Annotated in this window: 25 protein-coding genes and 1 tRNA gene; 6 read left to right on the forward strand and 20 right to left on the reverse strand. The window is 55.2% G+C overall.

Annotation, left to right across the window (positions count from 1 at the left end; genetic code table 11):
- Positions 1–2 precede the first annotated feature (2 nt).
- A complete protein-coding gene (locus K7H22_RS13530; protein WP_230801389.1) occupies positions 3–1,427 on the forward strand; it encodes an NAD-dependent succinate-semialdehyde dehydrogenase in 1,425 nt (474 codons plus the stop codon).
- An 11-nt stretch (positions 1,428–1,438) separates the two neighbouring features.
- Positions 1,439–2,311: a 2-oxo acid dehydrogenase subunit E2 gene (locus K7H22_RS13535; protein WP_230801390.1), complete on the forward strand. Its 873-nt coding sequence runs from the start codon at positions 1,439–1,441 to the stop codon at positions 2,309–2,311.
- A gap of 100 nt (positions 2,312–2,411) precedes the next feature.
- Here the strand turns inward: K7H22_RS13535 and K7H22_RS13540 are convergent, their stop codons facing one another.
- The gene (locus tag K7H22_RS13540) at positions 2,412–2,930 is read right to left on the reverse strand and encodes a hypothetical protein (protein WP_230801391.1); all 519 of its coding nucleotides are present in this window, start codon (positions 2,928–2,930) and stop codon (positions 2,412–2,414) included.
- Positions 2,927–4,375, reverse strand: a complete 1,449-nt coding sequence (guaB, locus tag K7H22_RS13545; RefSeq protein ID WP_230801392.1) for an IMP dehydrogenase — start codon at positions 4,373–4,375, stop codon at positions 2,927–2,929. Before guaB ends, K7H22_RS13540 begins: the two co-directional genes overlap by 4 nt.
- Before the next feature lie 260 nt (positions 4,376–4,635).
- Here guaB and K7H22_RS13550 point away from each other — a divergent pair, with 260 nt between their 5' ends.
- From K7H22_RS13550 to K7H22_RS13565, 4 genes are all read left to right on the forward strand, one after another.
- Positions 4,636–6,720: an ASKHA domain-containing protein gene (locus tag K7H22_RS13550; protein WP_230801393.1), complete on the forward strand. Its 2,085-nt coding sequence runs from the start codon at positions 4,636–4,638 to the stop codon at positions 6,718–6,720.
- 35 nt (positions 6,721–6,755) lie between these two features.
- A tRNA-Gly gene (locus K7H22_RS13555) sits at positions 6,756–6,829 on the forward strand.
- Positions 6,830–6,983: 154 nt separating this feature from the next.
- Positions 6,984–7,292 (forward strand): hypothetical protein, encoded by a 309-nt coding sequence (locus K7H22_RS13560; RefSeq protein ID WP_230801394.1) that lies wholly within the window; start codon positions 6,984–6,986, stop codon positions 7,290–7,292.
- 1,341 nt (positions 7,293–8,633) lie between these two features.
- The gene (locus tag K7H22_RS13565; protein WP_230801395.1) at positions 8,634–9,563 is read left to right on the forward strand and encodes a hypothetical protein; all 930 of its coding nucleotides are present in this window, start codon (positions 8,634–8,636) and stop codon (positions 9,561–9,563) included.
- 528 nt (positions 9,564–10,091) lie between these two features.
- On the opposite strand, the gene K7H22_RS13570 is transcribed toward K7H22_RS13565, so the two are convergent.
- The 18 genes from K7H22_RS13570 to K7H22_RS13650 form a co-directional block, all read right to left on the reverse strand.
- Complete coding sequence (locus K7H22_RS13570; protein ID WP_230801396.1) at positions 10,092–10,412, reverse strand: hypothetical protein; 321 nt, start codon at positions 10,410–10,412, stop codon at positions 10,092–10,094.
- Positions 10,413–10,864: 452 nt separating this feature from the next.
- The gene (locus K7H22_RS13575; protein WP_230801397.1) at positions 10,865–11,068 is read right to left on the reverse strand and encodes a hypothetical protein; all 204 of its coding nucleotides are present in this window, start codon (positions 11,066–11,068) and stop codon (positions 10,865–10,867) included.
- Positions 11,069–11,510: 442 nt separating this feature from the next.
- Positions 11,511–11,873, reverse strand: a complete 363-nt coding sequence (locus K7H22_RS13580) for a hypothetical protein (RefSeq protein ID WP_230801398.1) — start codon at positions 11,871–11,873, stop codon at positions 11,511–11,513.
- 351 nt (positions 11,874–12,224) lie between these two features.
- Positions 12,225–12,539 carry a hypothetical protein gene (locus K7H22_RS13585; protein WP_230801399.1) on the reverse strand — a complete coding sequence of 105 codons (315 nt, stop codon included), beginning with the start codon at positions 12,537–12,539 and terminating at the stop codon, positions 12,225–12,227.
- Between the two features lie 551 nt (positions 12,540–13,090).
- Positions 13,091–13,423, reverse strand: a complete 333-nt coding sequence (locus K7H22_RS13590; RefSeq protein WP_230801400.1) for a hypothetical protein — start codon at positions 13,421–13,423, stop codon at positions 13,091–13,093.
- Between the two features lie 3 nt (positions 13,424–13,426).
- A complete protein-coding gene (locus K7H22_RS13595) occupies positions 13,427–13,828 on the reverse strand; it encodes a single-stranded DNA-binding protein (RefSeq protein ID WP_230801401.1) in 402 nt (133 codons plus the stop codon).
- 4 nt (positions 13,829–13,832) lie between these two features.
- The gene (locus tag K7H22_RS13600) at positions 13,833–14,417 is read right to left on the reverse strand and encodes an ERF family protein (protein ID WP_230801402.1); all 585 of its coding nucleotides are present in this window, start codon (positions 14,415–14,417) and stop codon (positions 13,833–13,835) included.
- A 586-nt stretch (positions 14,418–15,003) separates the two neighbouring features.
- Entirely contained in the window at positions 15,004–16,014 is a 1,011-nt protein-coding gene (locus K7H22_RS13605; RefSeq protein ID WP_230801403.1) for a M15 family metallopeptidase, read from the reverse strand.
- Between the two features lie 3 nt (positions 16,015–16,017).
- Positions 16,018–16,317 (reverse strand): hypothetical protein, encoded by a 300-nt coding sequence (locus K7H22_RS13610; RefSeq protein ID WP_230801404.1) that lies wholly within the window; start codon positions 16,315–16,317, stop codon positions 16,018–16,020.
- 12 nt (positions 16,318–16,329) lie between these two features.
- Positions 16,330–16,785, reverse strand: coding sequence for a hypothetical protein (locus K7H22_RS13615; protein WP_230801405.1), 456 nt, complete (start codon positions 16,783–16,785; stop codon positions 16,330–16,332).
- Positions 16,785–17,267 carry a phage tail protein gene (locus K7H22_RS20250; RefSeq protein ID WP_419248185.1) on the reverse strand — a complete coding sequence of 161 codons (483 nt, stop codon included), beginning with the start codon at positions 17,265–17,267 and terminating at the stop codon, positions 16,785–16,787. Before K7H22_RS20250 ends, K7H22_RS13615 begins: the two co-directional genes overlap by 1 nt.
- Positions 17,268–17,281: 14 nt before the next feature.
- On the reverse strand, positions 17,282–18,688 hold the full coding sequence (locus K7H22_RS13620) for a hypothetical protein (protein WP_230801406.1): 1,407 nt from the start codon (positions 18,686–18,688) through the stop codon (positions 17,282–17,284).
- Positions 18,685–20,115: a hypothetical protein gene (locus K7H22_RS20180; protein ID WP_330165853.1), complete on the reverse strand. Its 1,431-nt coding sequence runs from the start codon at positions 20,113–20,115 to the stop codon at positions 18,685–18,687. The genes K7H22_RS13620 and K7H22_RS20180 overlap by 4 nt, the downstream gene beginning before the upstream one ends.
- 87 nt (positions 20,116–20,202) lie before the next feature.
- On the reverse strand, positions 20,203–20,541 hold the full coding sequence (locus K7H22_RS13630; protein WP_230801407.1) for a hypothetical protein: 339 nt from the start codon (positions 20,539–20,541) through the stop codon (positions 20,203–20,205).
- Between the two features lies 1 nt (position 20,542).
- A complete protein-coding gene (locus K7H22_RS13635; protein WP_230801408.1) occupies positions 20,543–21,517 on the reverse strand; it encodes a phage tail tube protein in 975 nt (324 codons plus the stop codon).
- A 3-nt stretch (positions 21,518–21,520) separates the two neighbouring features.
- Positions 21,521–21,685 carry a hypothetical protein gene (locus K7H22_RS13640; RefSeq protein ID WP_230801409.1) on the reverse strand — a complete coding sequence of 55 codons (165 nt, stop codon included), beginning with the start codon at positions 21,683–21,685 and terminating at the stop codon, positions 21,521–21,523.
- 12 nt (positions 21,686–21,697) lie between these two features.
- Positions 21,698–22,135, reverse strand: a complete 438-nt coding sequence (locus K7H22_RS13645) for a HEPN domain-containing protein (protein WP_230801410.1) — start codon at positions 22,133–22,135, stop codon at positions 21,698–21,700.
- Between the two features lie 4 nt (positions 22,136–22,139).
- Entirely contained in the window at positions 22,140–22,526 is a 387-nt protein-coding gene (locus K7H22_RS13650; RefSeq protein ID WP_230801411.1) for a hypothetical protein, read from the reverse strand.
- Positions 22,527–22,762 lie beyond the last annotated feature (236 nt).

The raw sequence follows: 22,762 nt of genomic DNA on the forward strand, positions 1-22,762 counted from the left end.
ACATGGACTTCACCGATCTCTATATCAACGGCGCATGGCACAAGACGCCCCAGCGCTTCGACGTCATCAATCCCGCCACCGAGGAGGTCATCGCCTCGGTCGCCTCGGCCGAAATCGCCGATGCGGATGCAGCACTGGATGCCGCCGAGGCCGCGATGAAGGACTGGGCCGCCCAAACACCGCGCCACCGGTCCGAGGTGTTGCGCCGCGCATGGGAGTTGATGACCGAAAGGCTGGACTATTTTGCCCATCTGATCACGCTGGAGAACGGCAAGGCCGGCACGGATGCGAAGGGCGAGGCGACCTATGCCGCCGAGTTCTTCCGCTGGTTCGCCGAAGAGGCCGTGCGCGCCGACGGGATGATCACCCATGCCCCCGCCTCGGGTGCGCGGATCATGGTGCAGCACAAGCCCGCCGGTCTGGCCGTGCTGGTGACACCCTGGAACTATCCCGCCGCGATGGGCACCCGCAAGATCGCACCCGCATTGGCGGCAGGCTGCGGCGTGATCATCAAGCCCGCATCGGAAACGCCGCTGACCATGCTGGCCCTGATGCCCCTGCTGGAAGAGGCCGGTGTGCCGCCCGGACTGGTCAATGTCCTGCCCTCGCGCAACACAGGCGCGCTGGTCGATCACATGCTGCATGATCCGCGCGTGCGTGTCGTCAGCTTTACCGGCTCGACAGGCGTGGGGCGCAAGCTTCTGAAATCCGCCGCAGATCAGGTGCTGAAACCGGCCATGGAACTGGGCGGCAACGCCCCCGTTCTGGTGTTCGAGGATGCCGATATGGACACCGCCATCGAAGGCACGATGCTGGCCAAGATGCGGAACCTGGGCGAGGCCTGCACGGCTGCCAACCGCATCTATGTGCATGAAAGCATCGCCGCCGCGTTCACCAAGCGCCTGACCGCGCGCATGGCCGCGCTCAAGGTGGGCGATGGCACCGATCCATCCGTCGATGTGGGCCCCTTGGTCAATGCCGATACCCGCGACAAGGTGGCGGCCTTCGTGGCCGATGCCGTGGCCAAAGGCGCGCGTGTCGAATGCGGTGGCACCACACCGGAGGGCACGGGCTATTTCTATCCGCCCACGGTGTTGTCCAACGTCTCCGAAGATGCCGATTGCGTGCATGACGAGATTTTCGGCCCCGTCGCCGCGATCCAGACCTTCACCGATCAGGAGGATGCCATCAGGCGCGCCAATGCCACAGAATACGGGCTGGTCGCCTATGTCTTCTCGGGCGATTTCAAACGTGCGCTGCAAGTCTGCGAGCGTCTGGATTACGGCATGGTCGGCCTGAACCGTGGCTTGGTCAGCGATCCGGCCGCCCCCTTCGGTGGCACCAAGCAATCCGGCCTTGGCCGTGAGGGCGGGCATGAGGGCATGCTCGAATTCATGGAAACGCAATATATCTCGGCCAGTTGGTAAAGGGGACAGACATGACCGACATCATCGCAAGTCCCTCGACCCGCCGCCTTGCACGGGAAAAGGATGTCGATATCGACGCGCTGGCCAAGCGTCTTGGCCGCACGACCATCGCCCCTGAGGATCTGGACAGAACGCCAAGCGCCTCTTCAGGCGACACCGCGTTCTGGGACGTGGATCACGCCGCATTCGGTGCCGTATCCGAAGAACCGATGAGCCGATTTGCCCAAGTGGCCGCGCGCAATATGGCTGCGGCGCAGGCGCTGATCCCTGCTGTCACCCATCACGACAGCGCGGATGTATCGGCACTGGACGCGTTCCGGCAGGGCCTCAAGGCCGAGGCACAGGCCCGCGGGGTCAAACTGACCGCGCTGGCCTTCCATGTCGCCGCACTGGCGCGCTGCCTGCGCCGGCATCCGCGTTTCAATGCTTCGCTGTCGTCGGACGCACAGCGGCTGATCCTGAAGGATTACGTCCATATCGGGATCGCGGTCGATACCCCGCACGGGTTGATGGTGCCCGTGATCCGCAATGTTGATCACAAAGGTCTGTGGCAGATCGCTGCGGAGATCGAGGATCTGGCCGCCCGCGCACAGGCGCGCAAGATCAAACCCGACGAGATGGGTGGCGCATCCATGACAATCACCAATCTGGGCGGCATCGGCGGCACCGCCTTCAGCCCGATCGTCAATCCGCCCGAAGTGGCGATCCTTGGCATCACCCGCACCCAGACCGCGACTGTCTGGGACGGCGACACCCCCCGCCCCGTGCCGATGGTGCCGCTGGACCTGTCCTATGACCACCGCGTCATCAACGGCGCCGACGCCGCACGCTTCATGACCCAGTACTGCCAAATGATCGCCGACCCGCGCAATATGATGGTGTGAAAACGGGAAGGTGTTTCAACCGACCCAACCGACCCAACCGGCCTGCCGGTGATCGGCGTAACTGAAAGTGCAATCGCCCGAAGGCTTGAGGTGCCGCCATCTAGACCTGAACCGCGCGATATCCGGTGCCATCGGCTCGCAGTCGGGCGAAAGACTGCGGTGCGACGGAATGCCCGCGGCTGAAAACAAGGTTCTTTGCCGCAATGTCTGACAATGCCAGCAGGCGGGTCCGCCTCGCCACATCTGCGTCCACGTCATAGATCGTGGCCACTTCGGAATCGGGCAATTGCAATGCGGCCGAATGAAAGATGTCGCCCACAATCACTGGTCCCGCGCCGATACGCAGCCCGATATGGCCGGGTGTGTGGCCAGGCAAGGCCCAGACAGTCGCCAAGGGTGCCACGCCCTGCCCGTCGCTTGCCACTTGGATACGGTCGGCATAGGCGGCGATCACGCGCGCTGCAGGCGCGTCCCGCTCCAGCCAATGGGCGTGCTCTGCAGGATGCAGCTTCACGCGGGCCTTTAAAAAAACGGGCACGCCGTCAAGCAGAGCACCGCCATCCGTGAGGCAGAATATCTCAGCTTCGGGCGTCTGGAACAGCGCGATCCCGTCTATCATCCCACACGGTAGTTCGGGCTTTCGCGCGTGATCTGCACGTCATGCACGTGGCTTTCCTTCAGGCCCGCGCCGGTGATCCTGACAAATGTGCAGTTGTTCCGCATCTCTTCCACCGTGGCGCAGCCGGTATAGCCCATCGCCGCGCGCAAGCCGCCGACCAACTGGTGGACCACGGCCGAGGCTGATCCTTTATAAGGCACCTGCCCCTCGATCCCTTCGGGCACCAGCTTGTCGCTGGCCGCGTCCTTCTGGAAATAGCGATCCGCCGAGCCGCGCGCCATGGCACCAAGGCTGCCCATCCCGCGGTAGGATTTGAAGGACCGCCCCTGATAGAGGATCACCTCACCGGGGGATTCGTCCGTGCCCGCAATCATGCTGCCGACCATCGCGCAGGAGGCCCCCGCCGCGATCGCCTTGGCGAAATCGCCCGAGAACTTGATGCCGCCATCCGCGATCACCGGCACGTCACCGGCTGCACGCGCGCAATCCATGATGGCAGTCATCTGCGGCACGCCCACGCCTGCCACCATCCGCGTGGTACAGATCGAACCCGGCCCGATCCCCACCTTGACCGCATCCGCACCGGCCCCGATCAGGGCGCGCGTGGCCTCGGCAGTGGCGATATTGCCGGCCACCACCTGCACCTCGTTGGACACTTTCTTGATCCGTTCGACCGCGATGGCGACACCTTCGGAATGGCCATGCGCGGTGTCGATTACCACCATATCCACGCCCGCGTCGATCAGCGCCATGCTACGCTCGAACCCGGCATCCCCCACGGTCGAGGCCGCAGCCACCCGCAAGCGGCCCAACTGGTCCTTGCAGGCGGTCGGGTTCAACACGGCGGTTTCGGTATCCTTCAGCGTCAGCAACCCGGTCAGACGGCCCTTGCCATCGGTGACCAGCAGCTTCTCGATCCGCCGTGCCTTCATCAGGCTTTTCGCTTCTTCCAACTCGGCCGGTTCGGTCAGCATCGCCAGATTGTCGCTGGTCATCATCACCTTGACCGGCGTGTCATCGGATGTGGCAAACCGCATGTCGCGGTTGGTCACGATCCCCACGACCAGACCTTTCTCGTTCACCACCGGAAAACCCGTCACCTTGTACTGGGCCGCCAGAGCCTTTGCATCAGCCAGCGTCTGGTCGGGTGACAGGGTGATCGGATTGTAGACGATCCCGCTCTCGAACCGTTTGACGCGGCGCACTTCGGTGGCCTGTTCTTCCACGGTCAGGTTGCGATGGACGACACCCATGCCGCCCGCCTGTGCCATGGCAATGGCCATGCGCGCCTCGGTCACGGTATCCATGGCCGAACTCAGCAAGGGGATATTCAAGGCGATGGATCTCGTCACGCGCGTCCGCGTATCGGCAGTCGACGGCAGAACCGAGGACGCGGCGGGAACAAGCAGAACATCATCGAAGGTCAGGGCCTCACGAATCTCCATCGGGCATCTCCATGCAGGGATCGTTTGGCGCTTCCCTATTGCATGTCTGCCGGTCAGGGGAAACCCCAAATGACCGAACAATCCATCGCACCGGCGCTTCTTCTTGCGCCAAATATCCCCGCCGGAGGCTCCAACCCCTGCCATACGCGCAGGGCGGGGGAAATGACGCCGCACACCGTCATTTTGCCGCATCACGCCTTTCCCTTTTCGCCGCGCAGCATATGCTTAGACGGCATGGACCCAAAGGAAGACCCATCCAGATGAGCAGCACCATCCAAGAGCCTCGCCAGTCAGCCGCGCAAGATCCGCTTGTGGTCTTTACCCCCTCGGGCAAGCGGGGCCGCTTTGCCATCGGAACGCCAATCCTGACTGCGGCGCGGCAACTGGGTGTGGATCTCGACAGCGTCTGTGGCGGGCGGGGGATCTGTTCGAAATGCCAGATCACGCCGTCTTATGGCGAGTTCTCGAAATTCGGTGTTGTGTCGGAATCCACAGCCCTGTCCGACTGGAACAGCGTCGAGCAGCGCTACAAGGACAAGCGCGGTCTGATCGACGGGCGGCGTCTGGGCTGTCAGGCCACCGTGCAGGGCGATATCGTGATCGACGTGCCCCCCGAAAGTCAGGTCCATAAGCAGGTGGTCCGCAAGGCCGCCACCGCCCGCGCGATCATCATGGACCCCGCAACGCGGCTTTATTTCGTCGAGGTCGACCAACCCGACATGCACGAGCCGACAGGCGATCTGGAACGGCTGGCGCGCGCGCTGCGCGCGCAATGGCAGATCGAGGACATCAAGGCCGACCTGTCGGTGCTGACCAAGCTGCAACCGGTCCTGCGCAAGGGCAACTGGCAGGTCACCGTGGCGCTGTACCGCGACCACCATGCCGCCCCTGCCCGCCTGCTGGATATCTGGCCCGGCCTTTACGAAGACGGGCTTTACGGATTGGCCATTGATCTGGGATCGACCACCATCGCCGCGCATCTGTGCGATCTGGTGACAGGCAAGGTGCTGTGCTCCTCCGGTGTGATGAACCCGCAAATCCGCTTTGGCGAGGATCTGATGAGCCGTGTCTCCTATGCGATGATGAATCCGGGCGGCGACAAGGATATGACCCGCGTGGTCCGCACCTCGATCAACGCGCTGGCGCAGAACCTCAGCACCGATGCGGGTATTGATCCCGCCAGCATTTTCGAGGCCGTGATCGTGTGCAATCCGGTCATGCACCACCTGTTGCTGGGCATTGATCCGGTGGAACTGGGTCAGGCCCCCTTCGCACTGGCCACCTCGTCCTCACTTGCGCTGCGGGCCTCGGATCTGGGCTTTGATACGTTGAACAACCGCGCGCAGGTCTATCTTCTGCCTTGCATCGCAGGCCATGTCGGTGCCGATGCCGCTGCTGTGGCTTTGTCCGAGGAACCGGGCAAGTCCAAGGATCTTGTGCTGGTCGTGGATGTGGGCACCAATGCCGAGATCCTTCTGGGCAACACCACCCGCGTGCTGGCCTGTTCCTCGCCCACCGGCCCCGCATTCGAGGGCGCGCAGATCAGCGCGGGCCAGCGCGCCGCCCCCGGTGCCATCGAACGGGTCGAGATCGACCCCGTCACCAAGGAACCGCGCTTCCGCATCATCGGCACCGAGCTGTGGTCCGACGAGGCAGGCTTTGACGAGGCCGCCGCCGCATCCGGTATCACCGGCATCTGCGGGTCCGGCATTATCGAGGCTGTGGCCGAGATGCGAATGGCGGGGCTTCTGGATGGCTCGGGACTGATCGGATCGGCCGAACAGACCGGCACGGCGCGTTGCGTGTTGGAGGGGCGCACCCATGCCTATGTGATCCATGACGCCACCGCGACAGGCGGTCCTCTGATCAGCGTGACGCAGGGCGATATTCGCGCGATCCAACTGGCGAAATCGGCGCTTTATGCCGGTGCGCGCCTGCTGATGGACGAGATGGGCGTCGACAAGGTGGACCGCGTGGTGCTGGCAGGGGCTTTCGGCGCTCATATCAGCCCCAAACACGCGATGGTGCTGGGCATGATCCCCGATGTACCGCTGGACAAGGTGTTCAGCGCAGGCAATGCCGCAGGCACTGGCGCGCGTATCGCCCTGTGCAACATCGCCAGCCGTGCCGAAATCGAAACAGTCGTGGGCCAGATTACCAAGATCGAGACCGCGATCGAGCCGAAATTTCAGGAACATTTCGTGGCCGCAAACGCGATCCCGCACAAGACTGACCCTTTCCCCGAACTGGGCAAGATCATGACCCTGCCCGATAACAGCTTCAACACACGCGGCGAGGGCGGCACGGGCGACGATGGCGGCCGACGCCGGCGCAGAAGGGCTTGACGGGTCGGTTGGCCTGACTTACCTGTCTGCCGCATGCGGGTGTAGCTCAATGGTAGAGCAGCAGCTTCCCAAGCTGAATACGAGGGTTCGATTCCCTTCACCCGCTCCAATACTTAGCAGATTCCCCTCACATTTTTTGGCACGGATTTGGACCGGATTTTCGGGGTCACTTCGAAAGAGCTTGCTTAAGCTGCTGGCGAACGGGCAAAGAAAGGCACCCTCCGGGGGGTGGTCGTTCTTACCTACTGCGTTGGAGAAATTTCATGTCCCAGAACGAAGAATATACAGGGTACTACATCGGATGCACTGCCGATGGTACAATACGCAAATTCAGTGAATACCGAACGCGAGAAGGAACGAAGCTATCATTCATGAACTTAAATGATGATTATTCTTCGTATACATTGGAAAATGGGCGCACCTCAACAGGCGAAATTGCGACAGTCTTTGAAACATACGACGTGGAATTCGTCTCTCGCTCATTGGAAGGTGGAGCACTTGAGAAACAAATAATTGAGAAGATCAAAGCAAAAAGCAATGATAGAAAAATGAAGCACGATAAGAAAACATAGCATATGATGGAAACTTCCACCCACTCTATTGATTGCTGTTTCGCACCTTACAGCTCCACCACACAAAAGCAGTGTAGTTTCTAATGGTTGGGTCCCCTTTTTTTCGCAGCAGCGCGTGTAGATCCATAGCTGTCCACTTCCCGGTGTTGGCAGTGACAGCAAGGGCGCGAGCTAGTTGGCGATCTTCTCCGGGCCTTAAGATGCACTGAGCAACAATCTGCTCGATTAGGTCTTCTCGCTGGGTGCGAGGGGTAGCTTGAAAAGCATCTGAGGCGGGCTGGAGGTCAATGTGGTTGAATGAGATATTTTTCATGTGCGTTGTTTAATTTAATACACCTTCCCCCTCTCGAAACAAAGCTCTACCAGGGTTCGTCTATGTTCATCACCAGAGTGGAGCTCAGAGTGTAAGTAGTAGTACAAGAGCCACCTCGCCTACCTTTTCCGTTCTCAATGAAGCCTAAGATTAATTAAATCGACGGCGACACGTTTTATGCGGTCTCAACTTACAAACATCTATCCACTCATCAGCTCCATATCGAGAGACGCTATTCCTAGCGCCCAGGGATTTGGAGCCGATGCGAGTTGATGTGCCGGTGTGTGGGTCACTGCAGAGATTGCTACACTCCTAGCCTTTTTGGATTACTCGGTCCGTAAGGAGCGACATACCCAGTGAGGTTAACTGGGTGCAGATTTTACAGTTATTCCCACACATCAACACACCAACTTTGTTGCTTTGATGATTGGCTCGCTGGGAAGTGCGAGGTAGCAGGCACCCTCACCCCTCGCATCAAGTCACATATTGTAAGGTATTCCGCTTATTTCCTTACCGGCTTCCTGAGGTAGTTTCAGACTGACAACACAGAGGCCATCTTGCGTCGTTCTAAACCTGTCATGTCGGCGAGCTGTACACACTCGATATCCGACTGCATAACTTCCCAGTGAACCAACCATCTATATTTTTCGTCCAGGCGCAAGAGCCCGCGACGTGGTGATGTGAATGTACTGTGATGATTGGCTCGTGGGGAAGCTAGTCAGATATAGGCAGTGTCGTTTATAGCTACGAATGCCGCACCTTTCACTGGTCTAACACTAGACAGTAGTGCTCCCCCATGAACCAACCATCAAATACGCAAAAAGCCCAAGGCGGTTGAGGCCATGAGCTTTGTACGGTTGTGTGCAACCACTAACAGGGAAATAGTAACATGGATTGCTCCAGTTACGAACTCACCGCATGTGACTAGTGGTTGCATATCAAAATATTACACTACCTTTGATTTTTGTGCAAAATGCTTGTGGACAACAGGAGCCACACGTACTTTGCAACCACTTTCGGAGGTGTAGATGGCTCTGTTGCATGAAATCCAAGCGTCGCTCCTCGACGACAAAGTTCCGCTCGGCCCTATTCTTCTGAAGATCAAGTTCCTTGCTGCCAAGCTAGGTAACCACACCCTTGCGGATTGGGTGAAACACGAAACTGAAGGATACCCGGACGAGGTGCCGGTGCCTGAATATCGCGTGGCGGGCATCACATATCAGGGCAACTTCACTAACGGCATAATGGTTACGAATGGGTCTCCCGTTCCTGGTGTGATTGTCAAGCAGCACGCCGGGGAGCAGTGGCTGAGGTACAGTCTTCGCGAGCCGATTGCGGTCATTGACAGCTACGTTGAAAAGAACGCAGAAGGGGACGGGAGCGGTCGCTATTCCATTGGGACCGGTAATCTTATGGCTCTGATTGGTGACAAGATTTTCAAAGGTTTTGGCTGCACGCACTTGGAGGGATTCTTCAGCGCAGGAGCGTTTGTACAAGTTGTAGCAGTTGTCCGAGCAAGGCTCTTGGACCTAGTACTAGAGCTTGAATCCAAGGTACCAGAGGCCGCCGCTGTTGAAGTAGGAACCACTGTAGTTGGGACAGTTAACCAAGCCGCTGTTACGAACATCACTAACACCACCATCTACGGTAACGTGAGTAATGTCTCGAACACTGGTGCGGGTGCTCAAATTGCATTGAAAGTTCTTCAGGGTGACAGTGAAAGCTTGAAGCAAGGACTGATAGCTGCCGGTCTGACGACTAAAGAAGCCCAAGAACTTACTGCACTTGCAGAAGCGGAAAAGCCTGCTGGTGATATGGAACCGTTCGGAAAACGAGCAAAAGCATGGATAGTCAAACGTCTCGAAGCTGGCGCTGATGGTGTGATGAAAATTGGGGGGAAAGTTGCAGAGGACGAGATCGCAGAGCTCTTCCAAAAGTTTTATGACTGGCTTGGATGAAGTGTAACCTCAACCTCGTTCGCACCAGCCTTGTCTATCTTCTCCCCAGACACGCTATAGCTGCCTACGTACTTTGGCTCATCCCCTGGCAAAACGCCACAGTGAACAAGGCCGTCCTCCACCATCTTGAGCATGTAGGCGTGGTTACTCATATCGAGCCGAGAACCGGCCAATCTAAAGTGATAGTGGATGTGAACGGGGTACGGGCCTGGAAACGGCTCAGGACGCGGTTTTGCGGCTCTAACGGCCATCTGGTAGTTGGCCTTATGGGCGGACCGCTGCGAAAAATGCACCCCGGCATAGATCTTGTTCAGGGATACCTTCTCAGGGATCGGGACAGTGTACTTCACCCCCTAATCATATCACCCCGGACAATACAAAAAGCTGCCGGGTAGCTAGCAGCTTTCTGTTCCACCTGACTAACTGCACACCACCAAACCAGGCAGTCTCCACGGCAGTCAGCGCTCACTACAGTCTACCACCTTAAGTGAGCGAGGATGCGCAGCGTTTTGCCTCTAAAGCCAAGTGTCAGTTAAAGAAAGCTGAGAGATTTGCTTTCGTGGTGTTGCAAAAGCTGCGTCGTCCGCTTGATGTAGCAGTCAGTCCCTGCACTCGCGATATGTTCTTTTGTATTTCTGGCCAATGCTTACCACCAGGCGATACACTCGCTGGATCGCCAAACAAGGAAACCACAGCGATTTCCAGAATTTGTTGGTTGACTGTGAAGCCACAGATTTGCTCACCAGCCATGACAGCTGTTAGGTTTTCAAGGTGATCAGATTGGCTTTGAGCACTTGCTACTGCTCCATACAACAAAGCCACCATTGCGGTGGCAAAGAAAAATCTCATGGAAATCTCCTATTTGAGAAGGTTATGTCGCTATGAGCGACACCACTCCAAGTGGTGTGCCGTTCACCTGAAGCATTTGCCTAGCATTACGTGATATGCAAGTATTTTCTGACACTTAACGACAATATTTCAAGTCCTCAAACTGAAACCTCAACGTACCAGGAAAGAAAAGAACCGCACAAAGTACGGCTCTAGGTTTTGGTCGGTGGTCGTCTCGCCACCTGTCTCGATTGGATCACCACCTCTCTACTTCCTGACGGGTTTACGTTTGATGACTTTCTGGTCACGTGAGCGCTTCATGGCACCCTCACTTGATCCCGAAAAAAAGTCGGTAGTGGCCACCGCTGCAAAAGTAGTGACCGCTGATGAACATGATCCGGCGTGGCGACCGGACACAGTGACACCACTCGCATCTGCAAGACATTTTAGTTCCTCCGTTGTTTGGTTGGGGTTTAGTCCTGGTCTTCAAGCCAGAGCTTCAGATCGGTCTGAGTTGTCCCGTCTGAAATGTTTTGGTTGTTGAAGGTTTCTTCAAACATCTGCAGCGCCATGTGGCACTTCATGCAGCAGCACGGTTGCTGATTGTGGCGGTTCGCCACTCCTGGCCCCTTGAGTTTGTAAATTCTCAAGCAATAGGCACAGATCACTTTCGCCATCGGTGCCTCCTTTTTGAATGATCATCTGTACACATAATACAACAAGCCACCGCGTGCGGCGGCAGCTTGTGTGTGTAACAACGTAGAGCAGATATGAGGACGAGCGGATAAGGCTCGTCAGTACTAATAGTACTACAGCGAAGCGGATTTGTTTCAAGCTGTCCCCAGAGGTTTACCGTCCCCTAGCACGCCGGATTAGTTCGGCAGTTTCCGGACTTACTTTTTCCAGAAGGCGCTCTTGATTGATGAGATCAAACATAGCTACGATATACCAAGCGTTATCTCTAATGTTTTGACAGCTTTAAACTATCCGGATTTTACTGCTTGCATAGCCGTGTGTGTCGTCATAACCGGTCCAAATCTCAATTGCGGCAGCTTTAATTTCCTCAAACACATGATCGGCGGGAGGTGTGTAATACTCCTCCATAGTCATTTCCATAGGCTAGCTTTTTACCTCACTACTAATCTCCTCCCAATACTCCACCGCCTTGCCATCTACGATCTTCACCCGGCGTACCCGCTTACTGGCTGGCGGCTCGTAAGTATAAAAGCAATGCCCATCCTTGAGTTCTCGTCGGATCTTGGCCCCACCCAGCAGCTCCCTGGCCTTTGTGTGCTCCGGTGTGTCTGACAGGGTGCTGGGCCACTCTGATACTTCATGCAGGACACGTAGGCGGCGTCCGACACTTTCCCCGGTCACTCCCATTGCGTCTTCGGCTCGACGGCAGATGTCACCTTTGGCGAGCTGGCGGTTTGGGTTCTTCTCGAAGTACTGGACCAGGCGTTGCTGAAGGGTGGTTTTCATAGGCTAAAAGTTTAAGACGAGTTTTTTTATGTGCACATGCACTTTACTTTTAATCGGCGGGCTTTTTTAATATCGATCAAACGCGCCCCTGATTTATGCGATCCGACGCTTTCATAACGCACTGCAGCGGGATATTTTGGTTCATATCTCATTCCCAACATACTACTAAGCTCCGCCTCTACGCGTTTTACTGCATCCCAGTAAAACTGGCCCCTTCTTGGTCCGTCCGATCCAACGTCGTGTGCTCCACGCAGTGCAGATGCTGTACTTTTGCTTATTTCAATGAAACCACTCCTAAACGTGTCAGCATAAAAGTTGACGTGTACGAGTTCTGTTTGGTTTTCCATACCCCTACCGCATTACGCCCGCAGCCTGGCAATCCACATCCTCGACCCGCTTCCACTGTGCATACTTGGCCTCGTCTCCGGCCTGCAGGTAGCCCTCGGCCACTAGCCCTGCCCGGACGCATCTATCGACCATGGTGCCGTGGAGGCTGGCGCTCTGGTACTGGCGCTCGAAGTCGGCGGCGACATCGGTCTTAATTTCCGTCAGCCCCTGATCGATCTGCTCCTCGGTCGGCATGGCAAATGAGCCAAGGATAACGAGGACAAAGATCACTGCGATTGTGATTAGAACACCCTTCACTACTGATTTAATGAAATTCATAGATTAATTTTTATCGTTTAATTGCTTCACCTTATACTTCGCAACGTACTCCTGATGCAGCTGCCCGCATCTCTCTGAGCAGTACTGCCTCGCCTCTAGACTGTGAATGTCGTGGCATTTTCTGCCACAGAAGGCGCATAGTGGCTTTCGGCTCATGAGCGTGAGATGAGCAGGAACACCAGTGTCACTAGCACTAAGGCCGCGATAGTCGCTCGGTGGCTGTGTGGCTGAGCTGCCTTTCGGCGGCGTGGGCCTTTGATGTTTAATAGGTTCATAGGCTAGCTGATTGGCCGGAGTTCCCGGTAAATGCTGTTAATCTTCGTGAGTTCGACCGATGGAAACATCATCTCAAGTTCCGAGACAGATAGCCCCTGCGCGACCATCATTCGGATCTCTTGCTCGATGTCCGTCTCCTCTGGCTCTTGCTGCGCTCGTTCGCGTTGACGCTTGGCGTAGGCTGTCTCGCCACCAAACCCTTCTGGTAGCTTTACGGCTTCCGGTTCGCTGTCTTCATCCTCTGAGAGGAACCGATGCTTGACGTTGTAGACAGTCTACTTAGTCACCTTGTGCTTGGCGGCAATCTCAGCCACCGGCATGTTGGCCCTTAGGTCAGCAACGATGGCGTCCTTGTCATAGCTGAGTGGTTTGCTTGCCTTCTTAGTTGCTTTGGCCTTCTTCGGGGGTGCTGTGGGCTCATCCTTTGGAACCTGTTCGGGTTCTTCCTGCTCCTCCTCCACGGCATCTTCTTTCTCGCTATCTGAGAAGTTCCGCTGGATGTGCAGAAGTAGGTCGATGGCTTGGTCGGCGGTGACGTTGCGGGCGACTAGCTCATTGCTGACGCGGTCAACTGTTCGCTCGACCGTTACGGTGTATTGGTAAGTCATAGGCTAAAAAGGAATATCTTCCGGGTTAATTTCTTCTTCAGGATACTCCGGCACAGTAACTGCTGCAGGGCCGTCAGAAGCTGGTTTTGGGCCGAACAGGACCTTGTCTCCAAGCACCTCAGTCCGATAATGCTTCACACCGTCTTTCTCCCAGGACCGGGTTTGCAAGCGCCCCTCTACGAGTGCTAACTGTCCTTTCAATAAGTACTTAGCGCTGTTCTCTGCAGACGGTCCAAACACTACAATGCTGTGGTACTCGGTTGTCTCGATGGTCTTACCATCACGGTCTTTGTACGTGCTGCTTGTAGCCAAAGAGAAGTTGCAGATGTTCTTGCCGCTCGGCAGCGCCTTCAGTTCCGGATCGCGGGTCAGTCGACCAGCGATCATTACTTTGTTCAAATTCATATGCTTATATTTCTTGAGCGTTGATAATCTCCTCCTTCACCTCCTTCGCCATCGCGATCACTTCCTCGTCTTTTCTCAATTCAATAGGGAACGACTTGAAGGTTGCAGTGAGGTCTTCAACGCTGATTGATGCCTTGAGCTTTCTGCAAGCCTGATCAAGTGTCAGGTCTGGTGCAGCTTTCTTAGCTGGTGCCGCTGTCGCGGTCTTCTCAACAGCCTTAGTCCCATCATCATCGTCGTCCTCCAACCCTAGCAAGGTTACCAGTGAGTAGCGACGAAGGTAGGTAAGATTTGAGCCTAGCTTTTGCGCGTCAGTGGCTCCGATGTATGGAAGGAAGCCGGTAACACAGGTGTCTCCCTCAGCGTCCTGGAGTATGGTTGTCAGGCCAGCTTCACCAGGTAATTGAATGAGGACGATACCAACTTGGTTGAGTGCCGGTCGCACCTTGCTGATTATCTCGGAGAGGTCAGCGTATTTGTTCTTAAAGTGTGGGTTCTCTTTGCTCTTCTTGATAGAGATATTGAGCTTTTGAAACTCAAGCAGCTTTGAATGAATTGTCGGCGCTGCTTTGGTCTTTGCGTCTGCCATATAGTTGGGCTTAATCGGTTAATAATTCTTCAAGATCTCTTTGGCGTCCATCCGACCGGTACTGCACTGGTGTCTGGCGATGGTCGCAAGCATCACGTAGATGCGGGACCGGTAGACGTTGAGTGCGGCTGCAGTCTCTTGGATACCTTTGCGCCCCTCCATGTATTCGGCGAGCGCTTTCTTTTGCGTCTTCGTCAACTTGTATGGCGTCAACGATTGTATCGGCATAAATTGAATTGATTACTTGGCTCTAATAACTCGACCTTCTGTATAGAGTACTACAGGTGCACTTTTTCACAAGTGCACTATCCACAGGTCAACAAAAAGCTCCCGTATTAGGGGAGCAATTTGCAAGCCAACTATATTCAGCAGCGAGGTTTCCCTCGCCTATTTACTATACCGCTTTACGATTAAGATACTTGGAGATTTCCCCAGCTACCAAAGCCAGGATGCCTGTCACCGCTGGAGACAGATCCAGCAGCCCAGCGTTCGCAGCAACCCATTCAGTAGCAAAGACCAAGGTGGCCATGCTTAGCCGCCAAGCAAAGCTCTCTAGCCGCTTTCGTAGTTCTGATTTCATACGTGTTTATTGATATTTTGAGTAATCTACCTTGCCAGCCTGGAAGTCCTGGAGACTGTACCCCAGCAGCATCTCGAAGTGAGGCTTGTCCGGGAAAGTCTTCCAGCGCCCACCCCACTCGAAGCCAGCACTTTCACCAATCGACCCAAGCGTCTGCCACAATTCTTCGGGGGCATCGTAGCCCTCGTTCCTAAAAACGAAGTCAACGGCCACTCCGTAGTTGTGGGCGCTCTCACCTCCTCTGGCATTGGTTACTACAATGCCAGGAGTGGTCCGACCTTGAGCATATAGCTCGTCCTGGCGCTCGTTGGAGCGGAAGCCCTCGACGATACGGACCGGGTGTCCAAACATGGCCATCGTCTCGACTATGACGTCAGCTTGGCGCTGCACGAGCGGCTGCAGCCTCAAACGGCTGGAAAGGATGCGATCATACTCTGCAACCTGCTGCCAGAGGCCCAGAATACGCTCCAGAAGCGTCTTATCCTTCTTTAGGCCCATGCGTACCGGCTGGTACTTTGCCATGTCGTAGGAGGCAAATATGCCCCTAATATCGGGATTGGCGACGTGGTACTCGTGCGTTAGATCCCGCACATCTGCCCCGTCACAGTAGGCGTGGCTGATTTCATGCAAGCAGGTCTGAATGAACTGGTTGAGGCGTACACGGGTCGTGTTCTCGTCCGCCCAGAAGTACGCCATCATCTTCTCAGTCGATGCGACGTTTAGCTTCGCGCCGCGCAACGTCGGACTGATGCCCCAAGCTTTGCGCTGGGTGTCCTTCATGTGGATGATGATGAAGTCGTAGCCCTGGTGGTAGTATGGCTCTGCAAAGGTCTTAAACCAGGAGTGGGTGATGCGTCCGTTCGCCACCTCTGGCAAGAAAGTCTCATGCACCACATCGACGGTGAAGTCGGCGTTCTTCATGGTGTTGAGGGTGTTCTTTATGGCCCTCTTTTTAGCGTCTAGTGATTTCCACTTAAGCGTCCTCGCGTCTGCTGTGACGATGATGACTTTGTGCATAGGCTAGTTTTTATCGAGAGCGTCTACTGCCCGCGCGATCACCCGTGAACTTTCATTCAAAGCGATGTTCGATTGGACGATGTGGTCAGTGAGGGTGATCCGCACTTCCCGCTCTAGTTCTCGTAAGGCTTTCTCCCGTTCCAACATCGCCTCCTCGTGGCGCATGGTTCGGTTGATAATCATTTCGGCGTGTTGCTTGCTCTGCTCGCGTAGCTCTTTGATGAATAGGTACGTGACGTAAACAAGGGCAATGACAGCAACGATACTGATTGAGGCTTCTTGAATAAGGGTCTGAAAATCCATGCGCTAAGTATATCAGACGGCTGAATAGCTCAGCGTGTACCGGATAATGGTGTCCCGCCCCGCGACCTTTGTGTATGGGGTAGTGAACAGCGCCCGTGTGTATAGCGTAGCCCCTGCTCGTAGCCCCAGCTCGCGGTAGGTCCCGTCAGCTAACTCGGCGTCAACAATGAAAAATTCCAGAACGACACTGAGAGCTGATGGAGTGTTTCGAGCGACAGGGATATCAGCCAAGACGAGGTTAGCTAATGCTGTGTCACCCGCAGTGACGGCAGTAGCGCCGTCGCCAATTTCGAGGCTGGTAATCTCAAGAGCGTTAGCAGCGTTGCCGATGTGGTGCTGGATAATCTGAGCCAGCCCTGCGTTGAGGATGCGGTTTGTAATAACAGGGGACCGCCAAACCTCTTTGCCTTTTTCAAGACTTATGATTTCAAAGTGGCCACCGGCTTTTATTGTGTCTAGCTCGTTCATTATGTTTTTATGATGAAGTTTACGGTGGTGTATGGCTGGATGTTGTTGTGAGCCAGCCCACCTCCCGCTGGAGCTGTCGAGGCAGTGTTAGTAGGAGCAGAGGCGGGTCGTCCCTCTGGTGTGGAACCACTTGAGCTTGAATCGTTCCCCAGTCCGATATTGTGGCTGTGAGCAGGTATCTCGTCAGTGGTTAGGGTGTGGGTTTTTTCTCCCCCCTCCTTACCAAGAGCATCAAACTCAGTTTGTGCTGCATCGTACCCGACAGGTACACGGCCCTTTAAGTCTGGAACATTGAAGGTGGTGGAACCATCACCTGCGCCATACGCAGTTCCTATCAGGCTGAAAAGCCCAGCGTATGTTGTTCTTGAAACAGCAGCCCCGTCACATAACAAAAAGCCAGCAGGGGCTGCAGCCCCAGCATACGGAAATATCATCCCTCTAAAGTTTTCCGGTAGAATTGGATCTCCTGTAATTATTGGCATACAGGCTCAGTATATCATTGCCACCTGGCAAAGCCCCAGTCGGCTGTCCCCCAGACATAGGGTGGCGTTGTGGTCTCCGGAGTATCGACGTCATCAGTGACTGAGGCACGGTCTGAAAAACGAAAGAACGCCAACAGCACCTTCAGCTCGTCGTCCTCTAGCTTCTCGACGGCAAGGAGCTTCCTGAGAGCGTCTACGAGGCTCATGGTGGCCGTTGAAGCGAGCGTTACGGACCAAATGCCGTCTAGCTCACTTCCGTTCGGATATGGGCGAAAATTGACGCTCTGAATGACATATTCAGCCGTCACCCCATGCAAGGTAGAGCTGATGGTGATGAGCTGCCCGGACCGCAGCCCTGGCGTATACGTCTTAAAGCTCGCTTCGTTGATTTTTTCCGCGTAAGCCTCAAGCTCTGCCAACCCACGCGCGATAGTCTGGTCCTGCGACCGTAGCGTATTCTCAGTCACAGAAAACTCAAACTCACCAAACTCAGCGATACTACCCTCATCAGGGACCACTGCAATCAAGGGAACGAGTGGCTGGCCAGTCAGCACGATGTTTGTGGTCCCAGACGCGGGGGCGGCAGGTATCGCCAAGTCATCGAAGCGCACATACTTTTCATTAAAGCTCCAGTAGCAGTCAAAGCTACCGGTATCGAGGTACTCAGTCCCGACTGTCTGAGCGACGCCGTCTACCGTTACAGTAGGCTTTTCAGCAAACTTGAAGTTAGTCGGAAACTCAGTTGTCTCGCCGTCACCAGCATGAAGCGTCGAACGGGCAGCGATTGGGACCTCACCTCCCTGTACTTCAATGATATTTCGAAGCTGTGACAGATCAGACCGGATTTTCAGCGAGTTAAATATGAAGTTGTCGCTGGTATCACTGATATCAAAAGGCGCTGGCTCAGCGTTCCGGGCAAAGAAGTGGATGTCCTTGTTATAGTCCACGTACCAGTTGAAGTTATTGAGCTTGGCCAGCTTGTCGAGGCACTGCGAAACAGTCAGCCGGTTGAAGCTGATGCGGGCAACTGTGAAGGCGGCATTGACGTTTGTGATGGTGAAGTCTGAGGCGTAGTTGGTACGCAGGAAGGCGATGATTTCGTTACCGGTTTGGTTGATAAAGCGCTCTGTCACGAGCCGCCTATCCAGCTGCCGGGTGAAGTCAACACACTCCACCGAGTACACCACTGTAGAAGCTCCCTCTACCGACGTTTCAAAGGACAGAATGGTTCCGCCAAAGATGCGGGTTCCATCCTTAGTGACAATGATTTCAGCGTTAAGCTCAGGCGCAAAGCCACCAGGCGTCTTCTCGATCACAAAGTCCAGGGTGTCCCGCGTACTGTTCCGCTCATCGGTAATGGCAAAGCTCTCGGTATCAATTTTGTCAGTGATATCCGTGCCATTGTGGGTGACTACGATCATAGGCGCATTTGCTGCTTAAGGGTGCTCATAATCTCATCGCCCATGCGGCGAGCTGCAGCCCTGTCGTCCAAGAATGTGCCTGAGATGTTGATTGTAATACCACCACCAAGCGCACCAGCCTTTGATAGGGGAATGATAGCCTCGGGGCCTGCCTCACCGACCAGGCCAAGTGTCGGCTTGGTGACAATGCCGCCATTTGCAAACGGGGTCACACTGCCGAGTAGGCGGCTAATAGAGGAGCCTGCGCTCGATACGCTACTGCCTACCTTCGCCCCGATACTCTCCATGCCGTCACGGATACGGGAGATAAAGCGCAGCACCTTCTCAAAGCCCTCTATCATTGGGCCGATAGCCTTGTCGCGGATCCATTCCCAGGCGTTCGATGCCGCCACCTTGATGAGGTCCCAAGTTGCTCCCCATAGCGCACCAAATTGCTCGATAGCGTTGCGGATAGCATAAACAGCCAGGCTGATACCTGTGATAGCGCCAATGATAATCACGCTGACCGGGTTTATAGCGAGCAGTGCAATACCAAGAGCACCCACCGCTGCCACAAGTCCCGCAACAGCGGCGGTTCCGATCAGAATGTTTCGCGCCAGCTCAGGATTTTGAGAAATCCAGGCACTGAGCCGCTCCAGGAGTGGTGAAATAGCTTGCACAAGCTGCTCCAGGACCGGCAGAAATGCCTCCCCTATAGGGGAGCGCATATTTGAAAACTCTGCAGAGAGCTGCTGCATTCGCTCCGCTGATGTGATGGTAACCTCACCCACCTGCTCAAGTTCGGCGCGACCAGACTCAAGTACCGCGTTCAGGAGGGCATTTTTTTTCTCTGCGTCTGTCAGCTCAGCTGTGGTCTTGCCAAGGGTTTCAGCATAGCGCTCCTGCGCCTCGCCCAGCTTGATAGTGATACCGAGGTTGTCGAGAATGAGAGGCGACCCGCGTCCGATACCAGTCACGATGTCATTAAAGGCCTGAGTAGTATCGAGACCGAGCGCCCGCCCCTTTACACGCGCAATCTCCATGAGGGTTGTCATGGTTTCGATGTCGGTCCCCACCCCCAGAGCCATAGCCTTGTTTGAGGCTAGCATCAGGTTTGTGGTGTCCACGGTCCCGGCAGATACCTCTCGCAGCTTTGAAATCAGCTCGTCGCCGGAGTAGCCCATTTGAGTGGTCATGCGCGAAAAAGACTCAGCGATCTGAGCTGACTGCAGGCCCTCTGTCACCATGCCCTTAATAGCAAAGCCAACCGCCGCTGCGGTTGCTGTGCCTGCTACCGCCATCTTTTTGAAGGCTGGCTGCAGATTTTCCACCTTGTCACGAAAGGAGGCGGTGCTCTTTTCAAGGCCAGAGAGGCTGGTTTTTACACTCGAAAAGGCGGCCTTGGTATTATCGAGAGCGTCTATTTTGAGTACTACTTCGGGGTTCATGTGATTTTAGATATTTAGAGACGGCCTTTATAAAAAAGTCTGGCTGGCGGTAAAACTGCCAGTAGTCCCACCCGAAGTGCTCACAAATTACGATGATGCCGGTGAGGTCGAGACCTTCATTTTTTTTTGTGTCTCTATGATTTCATTATACACAAAGTCATAGTCCGCCTCGTACATCTTTCGAACGACGCCGAGCAGGTCAGTGGTTCCCCCATCGACCGATACGACAGAGACCTCTAGGAGGGCATGCTTTTCAGCCAGTGCGACCTTCTCCATGTCTGTGACAGTGAAGGTCTTCCCGTCCTCGGTCTTCGCGTACTTCATGATGGCATTCGAAACGCGCTCTCGCTCAGCCCCGGTGAGCATAGTCTTAATGACTACCTTGTGCTCGCCCAGTGGTGTGATGATTTCCTTGGTGATTTCCATACTAGGCAGCTGCGTCGTAGTTAGCCTTCTCATTTACCAGTGAGGCAGTGACACCGTGAGCAACCCAATTGACGGTTTCGGTCACTGCATCGTCGATAGAGCGGTCCTCCTCAGTGGTGAAGTTTACCCGGTCAAAGGTGTAGATGAGTGTCGGATTTGAGGCCACGCCGATGGTGACGCCGGTATTCACTATACTGATCTGTAACGCTTTTTCAGTATTACTCTCAGAGAGGTCCTTGTAGGTGTCAGCTGTCTTGTCCCAGGTGAATGAGCCAGTGAGGTTCATGAGGCGGGCGATGAAGTCCTGAGCGGTCTCAGATGAAAGGCAGCCCTTCTCGCGGGTGTTTCGGTTCATCTCGTTAGTGATAGAGGTCACACAGATAGACGGGGCAGCTCCCAAGCCAGCCACATCGTCAGCGATTTTGATAGTCACGTACTGATGAGGGGCGAGGTAGTCATCATCACCAAAGGCCGGTGTGAAGTCAGCATTATCTACCTCGGTGCGGCCCATGAGGCTGATGGTTGAGTTGACGACATCATCAAGGCTATAGTTTTCAGTGATTTGGCTGACTACTGCACCGTTGATAGCCTTGTGGCCAAAGGTTCCGCGAGCCAGTGAAAGGGAAAGGGTCGGCTGCAGGATAGTCGGGTCGATTGTGAAGCTGTGGCGGTATACGACAGTTTCACCGGCCTCGACAGCTGATGAAACGCCACCAAAGAGCGACTTGAGCCAGTAGCCATAAGTGCGGAAGCGCATATTGACCGCCGCATCACCCTGTACCCGCTTCATTGTCGTGACCTGGCCCTTCGTAGCAAGGCCAGACCCCTCAGTCTCCTGGATATCTACTTTATCAACGACGGTTTGAATGGTCGCTGGCTCGCGCCCTCGGACAAAGTCCTGAGCGGCTGCAAAGGTGCCGCGCGTACCTTCAACGGCCACTCCTGTTACATACTGTTCACCGATAACTACATTCATACGCTATTTTTTTAATGACTTTTTTACCTTTGATAATGCCTGTTCATATGAGCGAGCCTGCACCGTCACGCCCAGTGAGGGAATGCGGAAGTTACGCTCAACCTGCTCCTCAGGCTGCATATCCTTCGTTACCCCGTCAGCTCGTGATGTGATGTTCTTTTTTCTCATGAGTACATTCTATCATGACCTGTCCTGATGGACCGTCACCGCGACCTGCATCATGGCCATACGCAGCGGGATGTCGTTGGCGTCTCCATAGCCCCAGGACACGCTTGAGGCCCGCACCCAGCCGTTTGGCAGCGCCAGAGCATCGGGTTTCTCAAAAGTGACGCGGTAAAGCTCACCAACTGCATCTGAGATAGCCTTCTCAGCCAACTCGCGGCTCGCCTCGTCAGCCGGGTCATACCTATAGGCGACGTATAAATTAAACATGAAAATCTTCTTGTCACTGTCACTACCGGACCACTGATTGTCATTATCTGCATACTCCAGGATAAAGGCTGGCCAGTCTGCACTCAGGGCAGAGCTTGGTGCGCGGTAAAACACTGACTGAGTGGTCGCAGTAGCAGTGATCCTGTCGATAATCTTGGTGCGAATGTCCTCTGGTAAGTAGCTCATACTGTTATTTTAGCACCCGGTTCACAGCGGCGCGGGCTTCGGTCTTGATAAACGTCTGGCTATTGCTCAGGGCGTTGGTGATGAAAGGCGTTTCTTTGCGGCGCATCTTGTTCTGATAGAACGGCTGGCCGTGGACGTATTTTGAATAGTTGGCATGGGATATCAGCTCGCCAGCGCTACCGGATGTGAAGCTGCCGATGTGCTCCTTCGCGTTGTAAATGATATTGCGCCGCAGGTTACCACTAACGGCTGGAGCCTCGCGCTTACTCTCACGGTCCAGCTTGTACCCTACCCGGTCAGTAAAAAGGTTCAGACTCGCCCGCATTTCTTCAGGGAACTGTTTGAGCAGCTTGTCAATTTTGGCCGTGCTGAGCTTTACCTCTAAGGTCATACGGCACGAAGTGAAGCCTCATAATGGGTTCGACCTCGGAAGGTGTGGTGCTTAGCTCCGTAGACCTCATACTTCTTGGTGTTTTGGTCAACGATACGGTCGCCGATGCGTACCTCACCTGTGGAAAACAGGCGAAAGTCCTTAGCGTCGCGCCCCATAGCACCCTGGCTGTAACTGTCTGAAACTGGTTGGATATTGACCTGCCCCCCGAAGCTCCCTCATTCATACCGAGAGTT

Origin of the sequence: Seohaeicola saemankumensis (assembly GCF_021021435.1) — a bacterium.
In the GTDB taxonomy this organism is placed as follows: domain Bacteria; phylum Pseudomonadota; class Alphaproteobacteria; order Rhodobacterales; family Rhodobacteraceae; genus Seohaeicola.